This window comes from Campylobacter sp. W0014 (assembly GCF_020135975.1).
Classification (GTDB): domain Bacteria; phylum Campylobacterota; class Campylobacteria; order Campylobacterales; family Campylobacteraceae; genus Campylobacter_D.
Genome location: NZ_JACHTR010000010.1, coordinates 44768 through 62614 on the forward strand (window position 1 = coordinate 44768; position 17847 = coordinate 62614).

The window sequence follows — 17847 nt, forward strand, 5'->3', positions numbered from 1 at the left end:
TTTTACTCCATAAATTTTTTAAAAAGTTTTTCATTTTGTATTTTAAGATCTTCATAAGTCCCATAAAAACCCACTTGAGTGTTTTCTAAAATGATAAAACGATCAAGCAAGGTTTTCATACTGTCTTTATCATGGGTTACTAACACAATGCTAAGATTAAAAATTTGTTGTAATTCTAAAACAAGCTCGTCAAATTCTCGGCTGCTATGTGGATCTAAGCCCGAAGTAGGCTCATCAAGAAAAAGCAATTTGCTATCTAAGGCTAAAGCTCTTGCAATGGCTACTCTTTTTTGCATTCCTCCGCTTAGTTGGCTTGGAAACTGCTTTAAAACACTTTCATTTAATCCAACCATTTTAAGTTTCATAAGAACTAATTCTTTGATAGAATTTTCATCCAATTGAGTGTATTCTTTTAAAGGAATAGCTATATTTTCATAAACATTTAAAAAACTAAAAAGTGCGGCAAATTGAAAAACCACTCCCCATTGTTTTTGTAAATTTAAAGCATTTTTTTCACTGATATTTTTAAGCTTAAAGCCTAAAATTTCATACTCTCCTTCATCAAAGTGTTCTAAAAGCAACATTTGTTTAAGTAAAACGGATTTGCCACTCCCGCTTCCACCTAAAATGCCAAAAATTTCATTTTCTTTAACTTCAAAATTTATTTTATTGTGGATTATTTTTTGATCAAATTTGGTCGTGATATTGCTTGCTTTAATAACCATTAAATTCCAGCCATAGTTAAAATAATCGAAAATAAAGCATCAAATGCTATCACCCAAAAAATAGTACTCACAACACTTTTTGTGGTATAAATTCCTATGCTTTGTGTGGTATTTTTTACCTTAAAGCCATTAAAACAAGCAATCGCACCAATTAAAAAACCAAACATTGGAGCTTTTGCAAGACCTATGATGATATGCTTTAATTCCACTGCTTCTTTAAAACGTCTTATAAATTCTGAAAAAGAAATATCAAGGTTTATTTTTGCTACTAACATTCCACCTAAAATACTTATAGCATCGCTTAGAGCGACTATTAAGGGCATAGAAATGATCAAGGCCATAACGCGAGGAATAATGATAAAATCAAAAGATCTAAAGCCCATTGTATTCATTGCAGCGATTTCATCTGTTATTTTCATCACTCCAATTTGAGCAGTATAAGAACTCGCACTTCTTCCGGCTATTATAATAGCTGTGATTAAAGGAGCAAGTTCTCTAGTGGCTGAAATTCCTATTAAATCAACAATAAAAATATTAGCCCCAAATTGTGCTAATTGATAAGCCGCTTGATAAGCAAGAACAATTCCAATTAGCATTGCAGTTAAAATAACAATAGGCAAGGCATTAAATGCTGAGTTTTCTATATGATATAAAAAAGATACAAAGCGGAAATTTTTAGGATTTTTAAAAGACGATACAAGGGAGATAAAAAAAGCACCTATAAAATGGATAAAATCTTTTAAAATGATAAGAAAATTAACGCTAAGCATCCCTAAGGATATAAATATTTTTTTAAAATCAAATGAGTTTTGTTTAATATCGCTTTCTATTCTTTGATAATTTTTTTCGCAAAGTTCAAATAATTTTTCAAAACGAGAATTTAACCCCTGTTTTAACATAGAAATATTATTTTTTTTAAGATCAAATTCTAAAGCAAGAAAAAATCTTACTCCAGCCATATCAATTTCTTCTAAATTGCTAAAGTCAAAAATACACTGTGTAATTGAAATTTGAGATAAAAAATCGTGAGTTTTTAATCTTGCAATGCTTGTTTTATTCCAAATTCCAAAAATCAATACTTTGTCTTTTTGAAATTTGAAATTTGCAGTCATTTTATTTATCAAGAATAAAATTTAAAAGTTTAGAAACGCTAAAGCCAAAATGCTCAAATACATCTTTATCTTTTCCACTTTCTCCAAAACTTTCTATTCCATAAACTCTGTGACAAAATTTATAAAGTTCATGAGAACTTGCTGCTTCAACCCCTATAACTTCACCTTGTAAAATTCTTTTTTTATAGTCATTTTCTTGCTGATTAAAGAGTTCAAAACAAGGCATTGAAGCAACGTTACAAGTAATGTTTTGTTTCGCAAGTTCATTAGCAACATCTAAGCAAAGCGAAACTTCACTACCGCTAGAGAGTAAAGTGAATTTAGGATTTTCATTTTCCTTAAGCAAATAAGCTCCATTTTCAACATCTCCAAAAACAGGTTCACTTAGAGCTTTAAGTTTTTGGCGTGAAAGTACAAAAGCACTTGGCATTTGTTTGTTTAAAGCTATTTTCCAAGCTTTGACATTTTCAACCCCATCCGCAGGTCTAAAAGTTAAGCAATCAGGCATAGCCCTAAAAGTGCTTAATTGTTCAATAGGTTGATGAGTAGGGCCATCTTCTCCAACTCCGATACTATCGTGAGTGAAAATAAAAAAGTGCTTTATTTTCATCAAAGCAGCAATTCTAGCAGCCGGTTTTAAATATTCGCTAAAAATGAAAAAGGTTGCTGAAAAAGGTAAAAATAAACCATATCTGGCAAAGCCGTTATTTATGGCCGCCATTGCGTGTTCTCTTATGCCAAAATGTATATTTTTTCCTTCTACAAAATCTCCCATTTCATGAAGTTCTGTTTTATTTGAAGGACCCAAATCCGCACTTCCACCTAAAAAGCCTTCTAAATTTTTAGCTAAAATATTTAAAATTTCTCCATTGCTATCTCTTGTAGCAAGATCTTTACCTTTAAAATCAGGATATTGTATATTGCTAAAATCAGGCTTTAAAAGTTTTTCTAAAAGTTCTTGTTTGTTGGAATTTTTAAGTTTTTCTTTCCATTTTGCTTCTTCTAAGTCTCCAAGTTCTATGGCACTTTCAAAACGAATTTTTGCTTCTAATGGAATTTGAAAGGTTAAATTTTTATCAAAACCTATTTTTTCTTTAGCTTCCTTAATGATATCCTCGCCCAAAGGAGCACCATGGCTTTTATGGCTTCCTTCAAGTTTTCCAGCACCTTTAGCAATGGTTGTTCTTGCGATAATAAGGCTTGGTTGCTTAGAATTTTTTGCTTTTTCTAAAGCTTTGTTAATTTCTTCAAAATTGTGTCCATCGATATCTTGAACTTCAAAACCTTGAGATTTAAAACGCAAAGCAACATCTTCATTAAATGCAAGACTTACATCTCCTTCTATAGAGATATTATTGCTATCATAAATAAGTATTAAATTATCAAGTTTATGAAGTCCTGCTAAAGAACAAGCTTCATAAGAAATTCCTTCTTGCAAGTCTCCATCGCCACAAAGACAATAGATTTTATGATCGATTAGATCTTCTCCAAGCATTTTTTGAGCTTTTTTAGCAGCCATAGCAAATCCAACAGCATTAGCTACACCTTGTCCTAAAGGACCTGTTGCGATTTCAATACCTGCTGTTGTGATCTCTGGATGGCCAGGGGTTTTAGAATGAAGTTGTCTAAAATTTTTTAAATCATCTAAACTTAAATCATAGCCGCTTAAATGTAAAAAACTATAGATTAAAGCACTTGCGTGACCACCCGAAAAAACTAATCTGTCGCGGTTTAGCCAGTTTGGATTTTTAGGATTATGTTTTAAATGATAGCTTAAAACAGTTAAAATATCAGCTAAACCTAAAGGTGCGCCTGGGTGACCAGAATTTGCCTTTTGGATCATATCCGCGCTTAAAAATCTTAAAGTATCTGCTTGAATTTTTAAAAATTTTGTATCCATTTTTAGCCTTTATAAATATTGTATCATAAGATTTTCGATCATTTTTGATATTTTTTTATCTAAATTAATCAAATCATTTTTGCAATTTTGTATCAAATCATTTTTGCAATTTATGGCTTCTTGAAGTCCTAATAAATTCACAAAAGAATTTTTATGCGTATCGTGATTAGCAGGTTTTCCACTTTGTTCTTCACTCATGGTTGTATCGATAATGTCATCATTGATTTGAAAGATTAAACCTAATTTTAAACCAATGTCATAAATTTTTTCACTTTCTTTTTCGTCTAATTCGCAAATTTCACAACCCATTTTTAAAGATGCAGCTATGAGTTTTGCGGTTTTATGAATATGTAAGAATTTGAGTTCATCTAAATTGAGTTTTTTATCTTCAAAATAACAATCAATCGCCTGACCTATAATCATTCCATTAATACCCGCATTATAGGCTAAAGTGCGGATTAAATTGATTTTGATCTTTTCTTTTAAATTTAAATTACTTAACAATAAAAAAGCTTCGGTATTTAAAGCATCTCCAACTAAAATAGCCGTGGTTTCGTCATAGCTTTTATGCAGAGTAGGTGTACCTCGTCTAAAATCAGCATTATCCATAGCAGGTAAATCATCATGAATGAGAGAATAAGTATGGATAAATTCTAAAGCCAAAGCTGCATCTAAAGCGTTTGAAATGAGTTGAGATGCTTTACACTCAACAATACCTAAGAGCAATTGTGCGCGAAAGTGCTTTCCACCAGCTTTTAACATTGCTTGTAAAGCTTCATTGAAAAAAGGATGAAAGCTTTTTATATAAGGCAATTTTTCATTTAAATGCTTGATAAAAAGTTCTTTCACTTTTTAAGCCTAATAAAAAATTGAAAATTTCCATCTCCACCTGCATTGATATTTCCGATTAAACCATCATCAAAATTATGTAAAGGCAATTTAGAGCTTTTTCTTTGAATTAAGATACTAAAATCATTTCCATTAGCAAGTATAGTTTGTAAATTTTTAAAATCTTTTAAGATGATATTATTAACGCGTAAAATTTTATCACCCACCATAAATCCAGCTAAATCAGCCTTAGATTTTGGATCAACTTTTGTCACGATTAAGGATGCATTAACACTTAAGCCCAAATTACTTCTAAAATTGGTTGTTTTTGGTTTTGGTTTAGCATTTGGAAGATTAAATTTGCTAATATCTTTAGCAAAAACTTGAGTTGAAATATTTAAATCAACATTGTCTCTTAAAACTTGAAAATAAAGAGTGCTACTAGGATCGGCAAACAGAATTTTTTCGTTTAATTTTCTTAAATCTTTCACAGGCTCACCATCGACACTAATGACTTCATCGTTGATCAAAAATTGACCATTTTTGCGCACTTTATTAACATAAATTTTGTTTTCTCGCTCTACAAAATCAACCCCAATATCACCCCAATAAACATCATTGTATTTCATAAAGTGTTTTAAATATCTATTGCCTATAAAAGCACCATTATTTAGCGCAATGCCAAGCATTTCACAACATGGAGTTCCTAAAAGTCCAATTTTTGTGTTAAAATCAAGTTGATCTCTTTCATTGATATCTTGAGCTAAGTATTTAATATGGCCTATATAAGGTTTATCCCGATCCCAAATTCCAACCCAGTCATTACGAGTTAATTTTTCTTCATCTCCCATAGGAGTTGGAATGAGTGAAAAATCTGTTCTTACGAGATAAAGATTTAAAAAAGGATCGTATTTTACGTATTTATTTAATTTTGCATTAGGTTGTTTTAAAACAGCAAGTAAATTTTCACTCAAAGCAAAAGCAGGCATTCCTTCGTAATTAAACATACTTGCCTTATTTCTTTCATAACCTGCGGCAAAATCTTCAAAAGTAGGGCGTTCTATAGCTTGCCCAATTACTAAAAATGCAATTATACAAAATAAAAATCTCATAATCTTCCAAAGCCTCCTAAAATATCACTACTCATGCTGTTGCGATTTTGTGCTACCATAGCTAAAACATCATTGATAGCAGATATTAACAAAATTTGCATCGATTCTTTATCTTCAAGTAAAGAATCATCAATACTTACATCGATAATTTCACCTTTACCATTTGCACTGACTTTGACAAGTCCTGCTCCGCTTTTTGCGCTAAATTCTTTACTAGCAAGTTCTAATTCTATGTTTTTTGCTTTTTCTTGAACCTGATTTAAAAGTTCGCCCATTTTAGAAAAGTCTATATTATCAAACATCAATTTATCCTTAAAATTTCATTTACAACCAATTTATCGCTAAAAGGATATTTTACCCCTTTAATTTCTTGAGTTTCTTCATCCCCTTTTCCTAAGATCACTACTAAATCATCTTTTTCTTTAAGTTCCAAAGCTTTTTTTATGGCTTCTTTTCTATTTTCAATCATCAAAGCTTTTTTTGGTTCTTTAAAACCGCTTGCGATTTCTTCGATTATAGTTTTTGGATCCTCATTGCGTGGATTATCGCTTGTAATGATAGCAGTTTTTGCAAAATGTTCTACAACTTTACCCATTAAAGGTCTCTTGGTGTGATCTCTATTGCCTCCTGCGCCAAAAACTACAATTAATTTTTTATTTTTAAGAGCATCAAGAACTTTTTCTATGCCATCAGGCGTATGAGCAAAATCAACGATAACTCCATCAGCAACTTGTTCCACTCGTCCACAAACCCCTCCAAAGTGATTGATCGCTTTTTCTAAGTCATCCAAATTTGGCTTAACAAGTTCATTCACACAAGCACTTGCAGCAAGAAGATTGTAAAGATTAAAAAGTCCTAACATAGGGGATTCTATATGAAAGGTTGTATTTTTAATCATAGCAACCGCATTGATGCCATTTTCTAAAGAATAGGCTTTAATTTGATACAAAGAAGGATTTTCTATGCTGTAAGTAAAAGCATTTTTTACATTAAATTTAATTGCTAAGGCGTCCTTGTTGATAAATTTCAAGCTTTCATCGGTAAAAAAAAGTTCTTTGGCTTGTTTATAATTTTCAAAATTTTGGTGAAAATCTAAATGATCTTGAGTGATATTGGTAAAAATTTTTGCTGCAAATTTTAAACCCTCGATTCTCTTTTGCACTAAAGCGTGCGAGCTTACTTCCATAACGAAAAATTCACATCCTTTTTGCGTAGCGATTTTTAGATACTCTAATGTTTTTAAAATCGCTGATGTTGTAAGGGATTTTTCATCGATTTGTTCATCATTTATGAAAGCACCTCGGGTTCCACAAAGACCGCATTTATATCCTAAATCAAGCAATATAGAATAAATTGCCGCTGCAGTGGTTGTTTTTCCATTTGTTCCTGTGATGCCGATAATTTTAATATTTTCATCGATATTGAGTATTTTTTTGCATTCTTTAACATCAATAATCTTGCATTCTTTTTTTAAAGCTTCGTTTTCAAATTGTTTGTTTTGCTCAGTTTTTAGAAAAAAACAACCTCTTTCACACTCTAAGGTATTATCTGTAATAAATGTATTTTCAAGCTTTATTTTCACTTTTAAATCCTATAAGTTTTTCTTGGATTTTTATAAATCTTTCATTGGCCCAAAAATGAGATATAACGCTTTCGATGTAATTTAAAGTCATATCTTTATAGCCGTGTTCAAGAAGTTTTTCTAAAAAATCTAAAAAATCATCACGATTATCAATCACTAATTTTGCACTCTGTATAATATTTTCAAAACTTTTTTCAAAGCCAATTTGTTCTTCACTTTTTAAAAAATCTTGATAATTTAGAGCATAGCCATCTTCTAATTCGTCTTTATTTTGAGATCTTTCTTCGTGTTGAGTTTCTATTGTTTTTAAAATTTCTTCAAAATCTTTATCAATTTTTTCTATGGTGTAGTGTTCTAAATAAAATTCAAAAAGCAAAATTGACTCTTTTGGAAATTTTAAAGCTAAATCACAAAGCAAAATAAAATTAAACAAACGCTTATTTTTACGTTTTTCATAGGCTAGAGAAAAATATATTTTTGCGGTTTTAAAATCTTTTTTTAGAAAATGTTCAATACCGAGTTTTTTATAGTTTTGCAAATTCTTCTGCTCCGCCATTTAAATTTATGATGGTAATTTCTGGATGAATATCGATTTTAAGTTGTCTTTCAAGTCCATATTTTAGGGTTGTTCCACTTGATGCACAACCTTTGCAAGCACCGATTAAATGTACATAAACCACTCCATTTTTAATCCCTAAAAATTCAAGCCCACCTCCATCGCGTTCTAACATAGGAATGCTTTTTTCTAAGCTTGATTTTACAGGATTTATAAGTTCTTCATCACTAAAAGGCATCATTAAATCAATCCTTAAAAAAATTTCTATACTTTAGCGTGATTATATCTAAAAAAAATTATTTTCTAGAATTTAGGGAATTTAAAATATTTTCCTTAAGCTTATATATATCTTCAAGTTTTTCTATATTTTGACTTGTTCCATCTGGGAAAGTAACAAATTTTTTAGAATTATTAAAATATAATCTACAAATCCACTTTGTAACTTTATTTTGATATAAAATACTAAAGTAGCTCAAAGTATCTTTATAAGTTATATCATCGAGATTAATATCTGTCTCTGCAAGAATTGATTTAACTATGTAAAAACTTTGCAATTCTTCTTCCGTGGTGACAATTTCTTTAGTGCTATCAATTTCTTCTTCATCTTCGTCATCATTTACAGCTTGGAGATTATTTTTTATATTTGTAATTTTATCGTAAGCTAAATCATTGATAATTTCTTTAAAAGATTTTTTAATATAGTTTCTAAATTCTTCTAATACAGCATTTGTCATTCTTTTTTCTGTGATTTGCTTGGCAAAAAAGCTTGTAAATTCATCACTAGGATTTTCAATTTCATTTTTAAAAATATCTTGTATATTTCTATAATATTTTTTTTCCATAGCTATATTTAAAATTTCATCTAAATTTAAATCAGTACAAATAAAGCGTTTTAAATCTTTAATATCCCTAGGCTTAAATTTTTCAAGGTTGATAACCAAAAAGGGTGTTTTATCCATTAAATTTTGTTGCTCAATATCTGTAAAAAATCTATATTCAATACCATTGGTAAGAATTGCAAATTTGATGTTTGGATTAGTATTAAAGTAACGAACGAGTTGATTATTATGATTGTCTAAATTTTCTGTATGATTTTTTGCTTCTATTAAAATGAAAGGCTTTCCATCTTTAAAAATGGCATAATCGACTTTCTCTCCTTTTTTTATACCTATATCTGCAGTATATTCTGGTACAACAATACTCGGATTAAATACGTCATATCCTAATGCTTTAAGAAATGGCATTATAAAAGTCATTTTTGTCGCTTCTTCTGTATTTACAAGAGCTTTTCTTTCTCCAATGGTTTCAATAATAGAGTTAATTTGATTTTCAAAATCCATTTTTTTCCTTTCAAATTAAATTTATAGTCAATTATTAAAATTATATAAAATTTTTTTTATATTTTTATTAATTTTTCCCTTTATTAAAAAGGTTCTTCATTGTATTCTTGCGTGGAATTGATATTTAATTCTTTTGCATCAAATTTTTTAAGAGAAAAAATTTTATTTAAGCTTTTAAATAATTGCTCTAGCTTTATTTCATCTTTTTCATTTTTTAAAAGCAATAAATATTCTTTTAAAAAACATAAACACTCTTCTTGTGTTAAATTTTTGTTTAAAATTTGAGAATTTTTATCGATTAAGGCAAAAAGTTGTTTTTTTAAAGCTAAAACAGAATTGATTGTATCGATGTGATTTAAAAAAGCTAAATTGATTTTGCAAATGCCAAATAAAAATTCATTTTGATTTAAATTTTTAAGGATATTTTTTTGTTCAAATTCTCTTATATCGCTATCTTCATAGCCTTTTTTTTCTAGAATTTTTTCTAATAAAATTTTATGTTTAAAACAAACACTATCGCTAATTTGTTTAAAAAGTTCGTGTATATTGGAATTATTTTTTAAAAAGTTGAGAATTTCAAGTTCTGTAATGTGTGTTTTTGTGTTTGGAATTTCTAAAGGAGCGGAATTTAAATTTTTATAAGATCTGAAATTTTTGGTTAAAACGATTAGTTTTTCCTCCACACCTAAAAGTTTAGAAACGAGTTGCGTATAAGAATTAGCAATCAAAGGCTCAAGAGCGAAAGTGTATTTTTGCACGCTCTCTAAAGCTTTTTGTTTATCAAGTGCTGAATCAAGTGTAAAATCTGCTATGATACGTCTGATATAAAATTCCCCAAGCTCCATACCTTTTTCAAGTATATCATAAAGTTTTGTATTTTGATTATTAGCGACTAATTCCGCAGGATCTTTTCCGCCTTCTAAAAGAGCGACTTTGCCATCGATTTTATGAGTGCTAAGTAAAAAAGCTGATCTAGTGGCCGCTCTTAATCCTGCTTCATCGTTATCAAAACAAAGTATCACTTTAGCTTCATATCGACGGATTAAAGGTAAATGATGTTCGGTTAGTGCGGTGCCAAGAACGGCTACTGCATTGTTAAAACCTGCTTTATGAAAAGCAATCGCATCCATATAACCTTCACAGATGATCATCTCTTTTTTTGCATTGATGGCATCTTTAGCTAAATGAAAAGCGTAAAAAATTCTACTTTTATCAAAAAGCATATTTTGGGGAGAATTGACATATTTGGCCATTACGTTTGGATTAATAGTTCTTCCACCAAAGCCTACAAGTGTATTTTTTTGATCATAAATTGGAAAAGTGATACGCCATATAAAACTCGCATAAATTTCACCTTTTTCATCTTTCTTTAAGGCTCCAACCGCTAAAGCATCCTCGATGGATATATTTTCATTTCGCAATAATCTCACGCTTTCTTCGCTTGATTTTGCAAAACCTAATTCAAATTTAGCAATGTCTTTATCGTCTAATTTTCTTGAGTAAAGATAGTCTAAAATTTCTTTATGATGAGAAAGATTATTTTTAAAATAAGCATTTAATTTAGGTAAGATATTTTTTAGATCTTTCTTGCTTTCATTTTTTTCTTTAGTATAACTTAGAGTAAAATTGCAAAGGCTGGCGACTTTTTCTACTGCATCAGAAAAATTTAATTTTTCATAGTCCATTACAAATTTAAAAGCATCTCCTCCTGCTTTACACGCAAAACAATGATAAAAACCTTTTTGAGCATTAATATGCATAGAAGGATTTTTATCTGCATGAAATGGACACACGCAAACAAAGCTAGAGCCTTGTTTTTTTACTTCAATGTAATTTTCAATAATATCAACAATATTAAGTCTTTGGGATAAATTTTCTATACTTTCTTTAGATATCATTTTAAAAACCTTAAATAAAATTATACAAAGATTTAGCTATAATTTGGCATAAAATTTTAAAGAGAGTTTATGGATTTTTTCTTTGTGGAATATAGAGATCCTCTGGTGGGGCTTATTATTTTAACTGTTTTGATTTTTGTGGTTTCTGTGGCTAATCATGCTTGGAAATTGTTTGCAAATAAAGATAAAGAACAAAAGCTTGAAAAATTCATTAAGAAATTTGAAATAGATAATATTCACAAAGATTTATTAAGAAATGAAAGATTGAGTTTTGGAAATTTAAGCTTTTTAGCGGATATTTTTACAAAAAGTGGGGAATTTGAAAAGGCCACTCAAATTTATTTGATCGCACTTGAAAAAAGCAAGGATAAAAATGAACAAGAATTTATTTTTATCGCTTTGGCAAATATTTATTTTAAAGCAGGATTTTTAGAGCGCGCTAAAGAAGTTTTGCTTCAAGCTTTAAAACTTCGTCCAAGAAATATAGAGGCTTTAAAACTTCTTAAAATTGTGTATTTAAAATTAAAAGCTTATAAAGAAAATTTAGAAATTTTAGAGTGTTTATTTGAACTTGGAGAAGAAGTAGAGAAAGAACAAGAATTTATAAAAGCTTTAAATTTATATGCTTCAAATTTAAACAATGAAGAAAAAAAACAAAAATTATTAGAATTAAAAACATCAAACAATCCTATGCTAGGGCGTTTTATTTTTGAAAAATATTCTTTATTTTTGGGGCAAAATTTTAACGATATTTGCGATTTACTTTATAAGCAAGATCAAGTTTTTAATTTGGAAAATCAAGAGTTTTTGGAATTTTTTTATGCTTTAGGCTATATTAACAAAGATCAAATTCCAAGTCATTTTGTTTTTAAAAATTCAAATTTAAAAATGTTAAAAATTTTACGTGAAAATTCTTTTAAAGCAAGGCTTGAATTTTCTTATCGTTGTTCAGAATGCAAAAATATAATGCCTTTGTTTTTTTATCATTGTCCTATGTGTTATGAATTTAATACTTGCAAGATTATTTGCGAAGTGAAAAATGATGAAATGTGTTGAAATTTATACCGATGGCTCTTGTCTTAATAATCCAGGTTTTGGAGGGTGGGCGTATATAGTGCGTTATAAAGGGCATCAAAAAGAAGGCTTTGGATCGGAAAAAAATACTACTAATAATCGTATGGAATTAATGGCTATTATTGAAGCTTTAAAAATTTTAAAAGAGCCTTGTGAAGTCAAACTTTTTACTGATTCAAATTTGATGGTTCAAAGTATTAATGAATGGCTTGATGATTGGATTAAAAAGGATTTTAAAGGTAAAAAAAATGTAGATTTGTGGAAAGAATATTTAAAAGTATCAAAATCGCATCAAATTCAAGCTTTTTGGATCAAAGCGCACAACGGGCATGAGGAAAATGAAAGATGTGATATTTTAGCAAGAGAGGCGGCTTTAAAATTGCAAAAGGAAAATCAATGAAAAATATTGAGCTTTTAGAACAAAATTTAGGTTATCAATTTAAAGATAAAAATCTTCTCACACAAGCACTGACTCACAAAAGTTGTAAAAAATCTTATAATAATGAGCGTTTGGAATTTTTAGGGGATGCGGTGCTTGATTTGATCGTAGGAGAGTATTTATTTCATAAATTTGGAAAAGACGCTGAAGGAGATTTGTCAAAATTAAGAGCCGCTTTAGTGAATGAAAAATCCTTTGCAAAAATCGCTGATAGTTTAAATTTGGGTGATTTTATTTTTATGAGTGTATCTGAAGAAAATAATGGAGGAAGACAAAAGCCTTCCATTCTTTCTGATGCCCTAGAAGCAATCATAGGATCCATTCATTTAGAATCAGGCTTTGAATATGCAAGAAATATTGCTTTAAAACTCATAGAAAATAATTTTCCAAAAATTGATGCAAAAAATTTAATCAAAGATTATAAAACAAGATTGCAAGAAATCACTCAAGGCACCATAGGAAAAACTCCAGAATATGAAACACTGCGTGCTTTTGGGCCCGATCATTTAAAACAATTTGAAATTGCTTTAAAGCTAGAGGGTAAGGAAATTGCAAGAGCTATTGCAAAAAGCAAAAAAGAAGCACAACAAATGGCGGCAAAAATTGCACTTGAAAAATTGGAAAATTTATCATGAATACCTTTGGCACAAGATTAAAATTTACAAGTTTTGGAGAATCTCACGGAGTAGCTGTGGGTTGTGTGATAGATGGGATGCCTGCTGGGGTAAAATTTGATGAGGAATTTTTACAAAATGAACTTGATAAACGCAAAGGTGGGAATCAATTTTCAACCCCAAGAAAAGAAAGCGATAAAGCACAAGTTTTAAGCGGAGTTTTTGAGGGATACACCACAGGACATCCTATTGCCATAGTTGTTTTTAATGAAAATGCACGCTCTAAAGATTATGATGATTTTAAAGATGTATTTCGCCCTGCACACGCTGATTTTACTTATTTTCATAAATATGGCTTAAGAGATTATAGAGGTGGTGGAAGATCAAGCGCTAGAGAAAGTGTTGCTAGAGTAGCTGGAGGTGCTGTATGTGCGATGCTTTTGAATGAATTTGATATTTGTGTTCAAAGTGGAGTTTTTGGAGTAGGGAGGTTAAAATCAAATTTAAATGAGGATCAATTTGATTTTAAATGGGCGCAAGAAAGTGAGATTTTTTGTCTTGATCCTAGTTTAGAAAATGATTTTAAAGTTGAAATTTTAAATGCAAAAAAATCTAAAGATAGTGTAGGTGCAGCGGTTTTTACAAGAGTAACTGGGATGATGAAAGGATTTGGAGAAGTTCTTTATGATAAATTAGATTCTAAACTTGCTCATGCTTTAATGGGGATTAATGCTGTTAAGGCAGTAGAAATTGGTGAGGGGATTAATTCAAGCAAAATGTATGGATCTGAAAATAATGATATTTTAAAGGATAATAAATTCTTAAGCAATCATAGCGGGGGTATTTTAGGTGGAATTTCAAATGGAGAGGATCTTATTTTAAAAACTTATTTTAAACCCACTCCTTCTATTTTTAGAGAACAAGAAAGTATGGATAAATTTGGAAATAATGTGAAATTAGAATTAAAAGGCAGGCACGATCCTTGCGTTGGCATACGCGGAAGTGTTGTGGTTAATGCTATGGTGCGTTTGGTTTTAGCTGATTGTTTGCTTTTAAATGCGAGTTCTAATTTGAATAATTTGAAAAAAATTTATAGTCTAAAATAAAAAAAGCCCGTTTTGAAACGGGCTTTTATAGCAATATTTTGAAAAGATTCAATCACTATATCGTTCTTTTTTGAAATTAGTTTATACTAACTGATAAAAAATTTGCTAATTTGTGTTTTATTTTTAAAAGCTGAGGTGATAAATTTTTGGTTTTTAAATTCTAATTCATAGCTAGTATTTATATCGCATTTAGTGTAAGTTAAAGCAATTTTTAAAGCAAGTTCTATATCTTCATTGCTTGCGTTTGCACTAAGCAAAGAATAAGCCCCTATTAAATTTCCTATGCCTATAACTTCATATTTTGGAGTTTTTAAATTTCTTAAAAGTTCATTTTCTAATTCATTACGCCCTATGATCATTTTAGCACCCATAGGCAATCTTAAATGACGTCCGTATTTTAAAAGTTGTGCGTCATTAACTTGCATATCTTTATCAAATTGTATAAAATCGCGAATTTTTTTAGCAAAACTATCAAGGGTTAATAAACATCCTCCTCCTGGGCTTTCAAAATCTTCAAGTCCAAATTGTGCAGCCAGTTCAAGTTGTCTTTTGCGACTTCTTCCACTAATGCCTTCTAGTTTTTCTCTATTTACCCAACCTTCTCTTTCAGGCTTTGTTAGAGGTAAATTTTTTGCACACATAGGACGCAAGATAAGATCTTCTTCATCAAGGGCTAATTTTTTAACCTTAGCCATAGCGTCATTTCTTTGACTCATAGGGCGTTGTCCTAAGACTTCTCCGGTGATGATAAAACTTGCATTTTCTTCTTTTAGCATAGCAAGAGCAGTTTTAAACATAAAAGCATGGCAATCTATGCAAGGATTAAAATGCTTGCCATAGCCATATTGTGGATTAAAAAGAACTTCTTGCAAATAAGAATTTCTTACATCGATCATTTCAAAATCTGCACCCACCATAGCCGCTCTTTTTTTCATGATCTCACTTTTATCGCTTGTACTTCCAAAACCTATATTAATATTTAGAGCTTTTACTTCTATACCTTGAGAAGTGATGAGCTTCATTGCTAACATACTATCAAGGCCACCACTAAAAAGGGCTAATGCTTTCATTGTATTCCTTATTACATTCTTTATTATATAAAATCTTTTTCTTTTTTGTCGATATCAAATTTATAATTATATCAAAACTAGCTTATAATATTAAGGGCTTTAATCATGAGAAAAATATTTTTTATTTTTATACTTTTGAGTGTGGTATATGCTAAAAATTCTTGCCCTGATTATAAAGAAAGATTAAAAAAATGCAATGCTTTGCCAACGCAGCATCAAAGAAAAATGTGCCGTTTAAGTTTATTTGCATCTTGTAAATAGTGTTAATTTGCAAATTTAAAGGATGATTTATGGATAAATTAACAATGAATAGCTTCAATACCTTATCAAACAATCAAAACGTTACAAATCGTAAAGAAATTTTAGAATTAAAGTCTGAAGAAAAGGATAAAGTTAAAGTTAATGATCTTTCAGACCATAATAATTTTGGCAAGAAAATTATTTTTGAAGATAAAGAAGGTGAGTTGATATCTTTAAGTTTAAGCGAAGAAAATTATAAAAGTTTGCAAAATCATTTTGGTTCTTATACCAATTATATAGCTAGAGATGATGGAACTATAAGGTTAAACGGAGAAGCAAATGAATTTATTTCCAATTGGTTTGAAAATGCGAAGAATGAATTTTTCAGTGTTAAATCTACCCAAGATGAAAAAAATAACACTCGCATCAATTTTCATCAAAATACTTTGCATGAAAGTATGCAAAATTTAGGTTTAAAACATAATAGTTTGACATCTGATGATATGAGTATAGAGAAAAAATTAAATTTTTTAATAGATAAAGATGCTAATAAAGATGGAAATATCGATGAAAATGATGTTAAAGAACCGAGCTTAAGAGAAGTTTTAAGTGATTTAAAACAAGGTTTGGGTGGAGTAAATGCTATGCAAAGTGTTGATCCACAAAAAATTCAAAAAAAAGATGATGATAAAGCTAAAATCAAAGAAAAAGAAAATGATGATGAAGATTTACTTCAAAAAGCACAAGAGAAAGGTTTAAGCTTTTTAAGCGCTGATGAGCAGGCTAAACTTAAAGCCAGTAATCCAAAAGAATTTGAAGAACTTCAAGATAAATCTTTAGATAAATTAACTAAGAATTTAAACAAAGATTTGATAGGGCAAATCAATGATAATGAAGCTATATTTCTCGATAAAAGAGTTTAGATTAAATAATTTTGGTGAGTTTTATCCTTTTAAACTATACACTATAGGAAGTATAATTCTTAAATCATTTTTATAGTAAGGGAAATTTATTGAAGCTTTGCGAATGCTTTCTAAAGCATTTTTATCTAAGAGGGAGTATCCAGAACTTTGGATTATTTTTAACTCTGCTAAAGTTTTATTTTCTTTCCATAAAAATTCTACCTTAACAACCCCTTGCATACCCATTTTTTGAGCTTGTCTAGGATAATTTTGGGCTTTTTGGATTGCTTTTTGAATTTCTTCAAGAAGTGGATGTTTATCTTTACCTTGTATAAGTTGAGTGATTTGAGGAGAAGGATTTTTAGCTATTTGATTTGTTGTCGGCTTTGATTCGGTTGTAATTGGTTTTTGTTCTATTTTTTTGATTTTTTTTGTATCTTTTTTTATGGGTTTTGGTTGAATTTTATTGATTTTGGGCGCGGTTTTTTCTATGATTTTATTTTCTTGTGTGGGTGCTGGATTGATTTGGGTAAATTGCTTCATAGATAAGGTGAAAATTTCTTCATTTTTAAATTTTACTTTAAAAAAATCCGCAGAATTAAAGATTAAAAAAAATACAGGTAAAAAGATCAAAAAAGATAGATAAAAGGCTTGATATTTGTGATTTAAAAATAAGTTTTTCACTTATTTTTCTCCGTTATAATTTGGAAATTTTCATGTCCTTTATTTTTTAATAGATCGATAATTTGCACAAAACTTTCAAATTTAGCATTTTTATCGCTTTTTAGTTCCACGATAGTTTTTTGATTGAGCTGAGATATAACCTCTTTTATTTGCTCTAAATTTGCTGTTTTATCATCTAGGTAGAAAACATTTTTCTCATCGATGCCAATAAGAAGTTTTTTTTCATGATCGCTAAGACTCATAGAACTTTCGGTTTTTGGGAGATTGATTTGGATTTTACCTTGAACGATAAAGGTTGAAATGCTAAGAACGATAGCGAGTAAAACAAGCATAATATCTATAAATGGGACAATGTTTAATCCCTCATTTTTTGGTAATTTAATCATTTTGGTTTGCCTTATAAGTACTACTTAGAAGAGAAATTTTACGCAATAGCACATTATAAGCGATAAGGGTTGGAATGGCAACTAAAAGACCTAAAGCTGTAGCTTTAAGGGCTAGAGAAAGTCCTATAACTATAGATTTTACGTCTATATTTCCAGCTAAGCCCATTTCATAAAAAGTAACCATGATCCCAACAACAGTCCCTAAAAGTCCAATATATGGAGCATTAGAATAAATAATATATATGGCGGTTAAATTTTCACTGATCGCATTATCAAATT

The 17847-nt window shown here is 29.7% G+C and carries 21 protein-coding genes; 6 read left to right on the top strand and 15 right to left on the bottom strand.

The annotated features are described in order from the left end of the window. Positions 1–2: 2 nt before the first annotated feature. The 11 genes from H2277_RS04795 to dnaG form a co-directional block, all read right to left on the bottom strand. Entirely contained in the window at positions 3–725 is a 723-nt protein-coding gene (locus tag H2277_RS04795; protein WP_337201217.1) for an ATP-binding cassette domain-containing protein, read from the bottom strand. Continuing rightward, positions 725–1837 (bottom strand): ABC transporter permease, encoded by a 1113-nt coding sequence (locus tag H2277_RS04800; protein WP_337201218.1) that lies wholly within the window; start codon positions 1835–1837, stop codon positions 725–727. Before H2277_RS04800 ends, H2277_RS04795 begins: the two co-directional genes overlap by 1 nt. 1 nt (position 1838) lies before the next feature. Beyond that, entirely contained in the window at positions 1839–3737 is a 1899-nt protein-coding gene (tkt, locus tag H2277_RS04805; RefSeq protein ID WP_337201219.1) for a transketolase, read from the bottom strand. Positions 3738–3746: 9 nt separating this feature from the next. Beyond that, positions 3747–4586: a polyprenyl synthetase family protein gene (locus tag H2277_RS04810; protein ID WP_337201220.1), complete on the bottom strand. Its 840-nt coding sequence runs from the start codon at positions 4584–4586 to the stop codon at positions 3747–3749. Further along, entirely contained in the window at positions 4583–5677 is a 1095-nt protein-coding gene (locus H2277_RS04815) for a PDZ domain-containing protein (RefSeq protein ID WP_337201221.1), read from the bottom strand. The genes H2277_RS04810 and H2277_RS04815 overlap by 4 nt, the downstream gene beginning before the upstream one ends. Continuing rightward, positions 5674–5979, bottom strand: a complete 306-nt coding sequence (locus H2277_RS04820) for a YbaB/EbfC family nucleoid-associated protein (protein ID WP_337201222.1) — start codon at positions 5977–5979, stop codon at positions 5674–5676. Before H2277_RS04820 ends, H2277_RS04815 begins: the two co-directional genes overlap by 4 nt. Further along, complete coding sequence (locus tag H2277_RS04825) at positions 5979–7259, bottom strand: UDP-N-acetylmuramoyl-L-alanyl-D-glutamate--2,6-diaminopimelate ligase (protein ID WP_337201223.1); 1281 nt, start codon at positions 7257–7259, stop codon at positions 5979–5981. The genes H2277_RS04820 and H2277_RS04825 overlap by 1 nt, the downstream gene beginning before the upstream one ends. Next, positions 7243–7797, bottom strand: coding sequence for a histidine kinase (locus tag H2277_RS04830; RefSeq protein ID WP_137623118.1), 555 nt, complete (start codon positions 7795–7797; stop codon positions 7243–7245). Before H2277_RS04830 ends, H2277_RS04825 begins: the two co-directional genes overlap by 17 nt. Beyond that, positions 7784–8056 (bottom strand): NifU family protein, encoded by a 273-nt coding sequence (locus H2277_RS04835; protein ID WP_337201224.1) that lies wholly within the window; start codon positions 8054–8056, stop codon positions 7784–7786. The genes H2277_RS04830 and H2277_RS04835 overlap by 14 nt, the downstream gene beginning before the upstream one ends. Positions 8057–8111: 55 nt before the next feature. Next, positions 8112–9155: a type I restriction endonuclease gene (locus H2277_RS04840; protein WP_337201225.1), complete on the bottom strand. Its 1044-nt coding sequence runs from the start codon at positions 9153–9155 to the stop codon at positions 8112–8114. 83 nt (positions 9156–9238) lie between these two features. Continuing rightward, on the bottom strand, positions 9239–11053 hold the full coding sequence (gene dnaG / locus H2277_RS04845) for a DNA primase (RefSeq protein WP_337201226.1): 1815 nt from the start codon (positions 11051–11053) through the stop codon (positions 9239–9241). A gap of 69 nt (positions 11054–11122) precedes the next feature. Here dnaG and H2277_RS04850 point away from each other — a divergent pair, with 69 nt between their 5' ends. The 4 genes from H2277_RS04850 to aroC are packed head-to-tail and all read left to right on the top strand — an operon-like array spanning position 11123 to position 14286. Beyond that, complete coding sequence (locus tag H2277_RS04850; protein ID WP_337201227.1) at positions 11123–12109, top strand: CDC27 family protein; 987 nt, start codon at positions 11123–11125, stop codon at positions 12107–12109. Continuing rightward, positions 12096–12527: a ribonuclease HI gene (gene rnhA / locus H2277_RS04855; RefSeq protein ID WP_337195558.1), complete on the top strand. Its 432-nt coding sequence runs from the start codon at positions 12096–12098 to the stop codon at positions 12525–12527. Before H2277_RS04850 ends, rnhA begins: the two co-directional genes overlap by 14 nt. Beyond that, positions 12524–13201: a ribonuclease III gene (gene rnc, locus H2277_RS04860; RefSeq protein ID WP_337201228.1), complete on the top strand. Its 678-nt coding sequence runs from the start codon at positions 12524–12526 to the stop codon at positions 13199–13201. Before rnhA ends, rnc begins: the two co-directional genes overlap by 4 nt. Beyond that, entirely contained in the window at positions 13198–14286 is a 1089-nt protein-coding gene (aroC, locus tag H2277_RS04865; protein ID WP_337201229.1) for a chorismate synthase, read from the top strand. The genes rnc and aroC overlap by 4 nt, the downstream gene beginning before the upstream one ends. Before the next feature lie 86 nt (positions 14287–14372). Here aroC and H2277_RS04870 read toward each other — a convergent pair whose 3' ends face one another. Next, entirely contained in the window at positions 14373–15356 is a 984-nt protein-coding gene (locus H2277_RS04870; RefSeq protein ID WP_337201230.1) for an MnmA/TRMU family protein, read from the bottom strand. 105 nt (positions 15357–15461) lie between these two features. Between H2277_RS04870 and H2277_RS04875 the strand changes: the two genes are divergently transcribed. Both H2277_RS04875 and H2277_RS04880 read left to right on the top strand, forming a co-directional pair. Then, positions 15462–15617 (top strand): hypothetical protein, encoded by a 156-nt coding sequence (locus tag H2277_RS04875; protein WP_337201231.1) that lies wholly within the window; start codon positions 15462–15464, stop codon positions 15615–15617. A 29-nt stretch (positions 15618–15646) separates the two neighbouring features. Continuing rightward, the gene (locus H2277_RS04880) at positions 15647–16519 is read left to right on the top strand and encodes a hypothetical protein (protein ID WP_337201232.1); all 873 of its coding nucleotides are present in this window, start codon (positions 15647–15649) and stop codon (positions 16517–16519) included. A gap of 21 nt (positions 16520–16540) precedes the next feature. Here the strand turns inward: H2277_RS04880 and H2277_RS04885 are convergent, their stop codons facing one another. The 3 genes from H2277_RS04885 to exbB all read right to left on the bottom strand — a co-directional run. Beyond that, positions 16541–17182, bottom strand: coding sequence for an energy transducer TonB (locus tag H2277_RS04885; RefSeq protein WP_337201233.1), 642 nt, complete (start codon positions 17180–17182; stop codon positions 16541–16543). Beyond that, on the bottom strand, positions 17179–17568 hold the full coding sequence (exbD, locus tag H2277_RS04890; RefSeq protein WP_337201234.1) for a TonB system transport protein ExbD: 390 nt from the start codon (positions 17566–17568) through the stop codon (positions 17179–17181). Before exbD ends, H2277_RS04885 begins: the two co-directional genes overlap by 4 nt. Continuing rightward, positions 17561–17847 (bottom strand): TonB-system energizer ExbB (exbB, locus tag H2277_RS04895; RefSeq protein WP_337201235.1); only part of this gene is annotated, 287 nt, incomplete at its 5' end. The genes exbB and exbD, both read right to left, overlap by 8 nt.

Bases quoted from the DNA above. Each gene is read 5' to 3' on its own strand.
- H2277_RS04795 (WP_337201217.1), bottom strand. From the start codon at position 725: ATGGTTATTAAAGCAAGCAATATCACGACCAAATTTGATCAAAAAATA.
- tkt (WP_337201219.1), bottom strand. From the start codon at position 3,737: ATGGATACAAAATTTTTAAAAATTCAAGCAGATACTTTAAGATTTTTA.
- aroC (WP_337201229.1), top strand. From the start codon at position 13,198: ATGAATACCTTTGGCACAAGATTAAAATTTACAAGTTTTGGAGAATCT.
- H2277_RS04820 (WP_337201222.1), bottom strand. From the start codon at position 5,979: ATGTTTGATAATATAGACTTTTCTAAAATGGGCGAACTTTTAAATCAG.
- H2277_RS04875 (WP_337201231.1), top strand. From the start codon at position 15,462: ATGAGAAAAATATTTTTTATTTTTATACTTTTGAGTGTGGTATATGCT.
- H2277_RS04835 (WP_337201224.1), bottom strand. From the start codon at position 8,056: ATGATGCCTTTTAGTGATGAAGAACTTATAAATCCTGTAAAATCAAGC.
- rnc (WP_337201228.1), top strand. From the start codon at position 12,524: ATGAAAAATATTGAGCTTTTAGAACAAAATTTAGGTTATCAATTTAAA.
- exbD (WP_337201234.1), bottom strand. From the start codon at position 17,568: ATGATTAAATTACCAAAAAATGAGGGATTAAACATTGTCCCATTTATA.
- H2277_RS04880 (WP_337201232.1), top strand. From the start codon at position 15,647: ATGGATAAATTAACAATGAATAGCTTCAATACCTTATCAAACAATCAA.
- H2277_RS04815 (WP_337201221.1), bottom strand. From the start codon at position 5,677: ATGAGATTTTTATTTTGTATAATTGCATTTTTAGTAATTGGGCAAGCT.
- H2277_RS04850 (WP_337201227.1), top strand. From the start codon at position 11,123: ATGGATTTTTTCTTTGTGGAATATAGAGATCCTCTGGTGGGGCTTATT.
- H2277_RS04840 (WP_337201225.1), bottom strand. From the start codon at position 9,155: ATGGATTTTGAAAATCAAATTAACTCTATTATTGAAACCATTGGAGAA.
- H2277_RS04800 (WP_337201218.1), bottom strand. From the start codon at position 1,837: ATGACTGCAAATTTCAAATTTCAAAAAGACAAAGTATTGATTTTTGGA.
- H2277_RS04870 (WP_337201230.1), bottom strand. From the start codon at position 15,356: ATGAAAGCATTAGCCCTTTTTAGTGGTGGCCTTGATAGTATGTTAGCA.
- rnhA (WP_337195558.1), top strand. From the start codon at position 12,096: ATGAAATGTGTTGAAATTTATACCGATGGCTCTTGTCTTAATAATCCA.
- dnaG (WP_337201226.1), bottom strand. From the start codon at position 11,053: ATGATATCTAAAGAAAGTATAGAAAATTTATCCCAAAGACTTAATATT.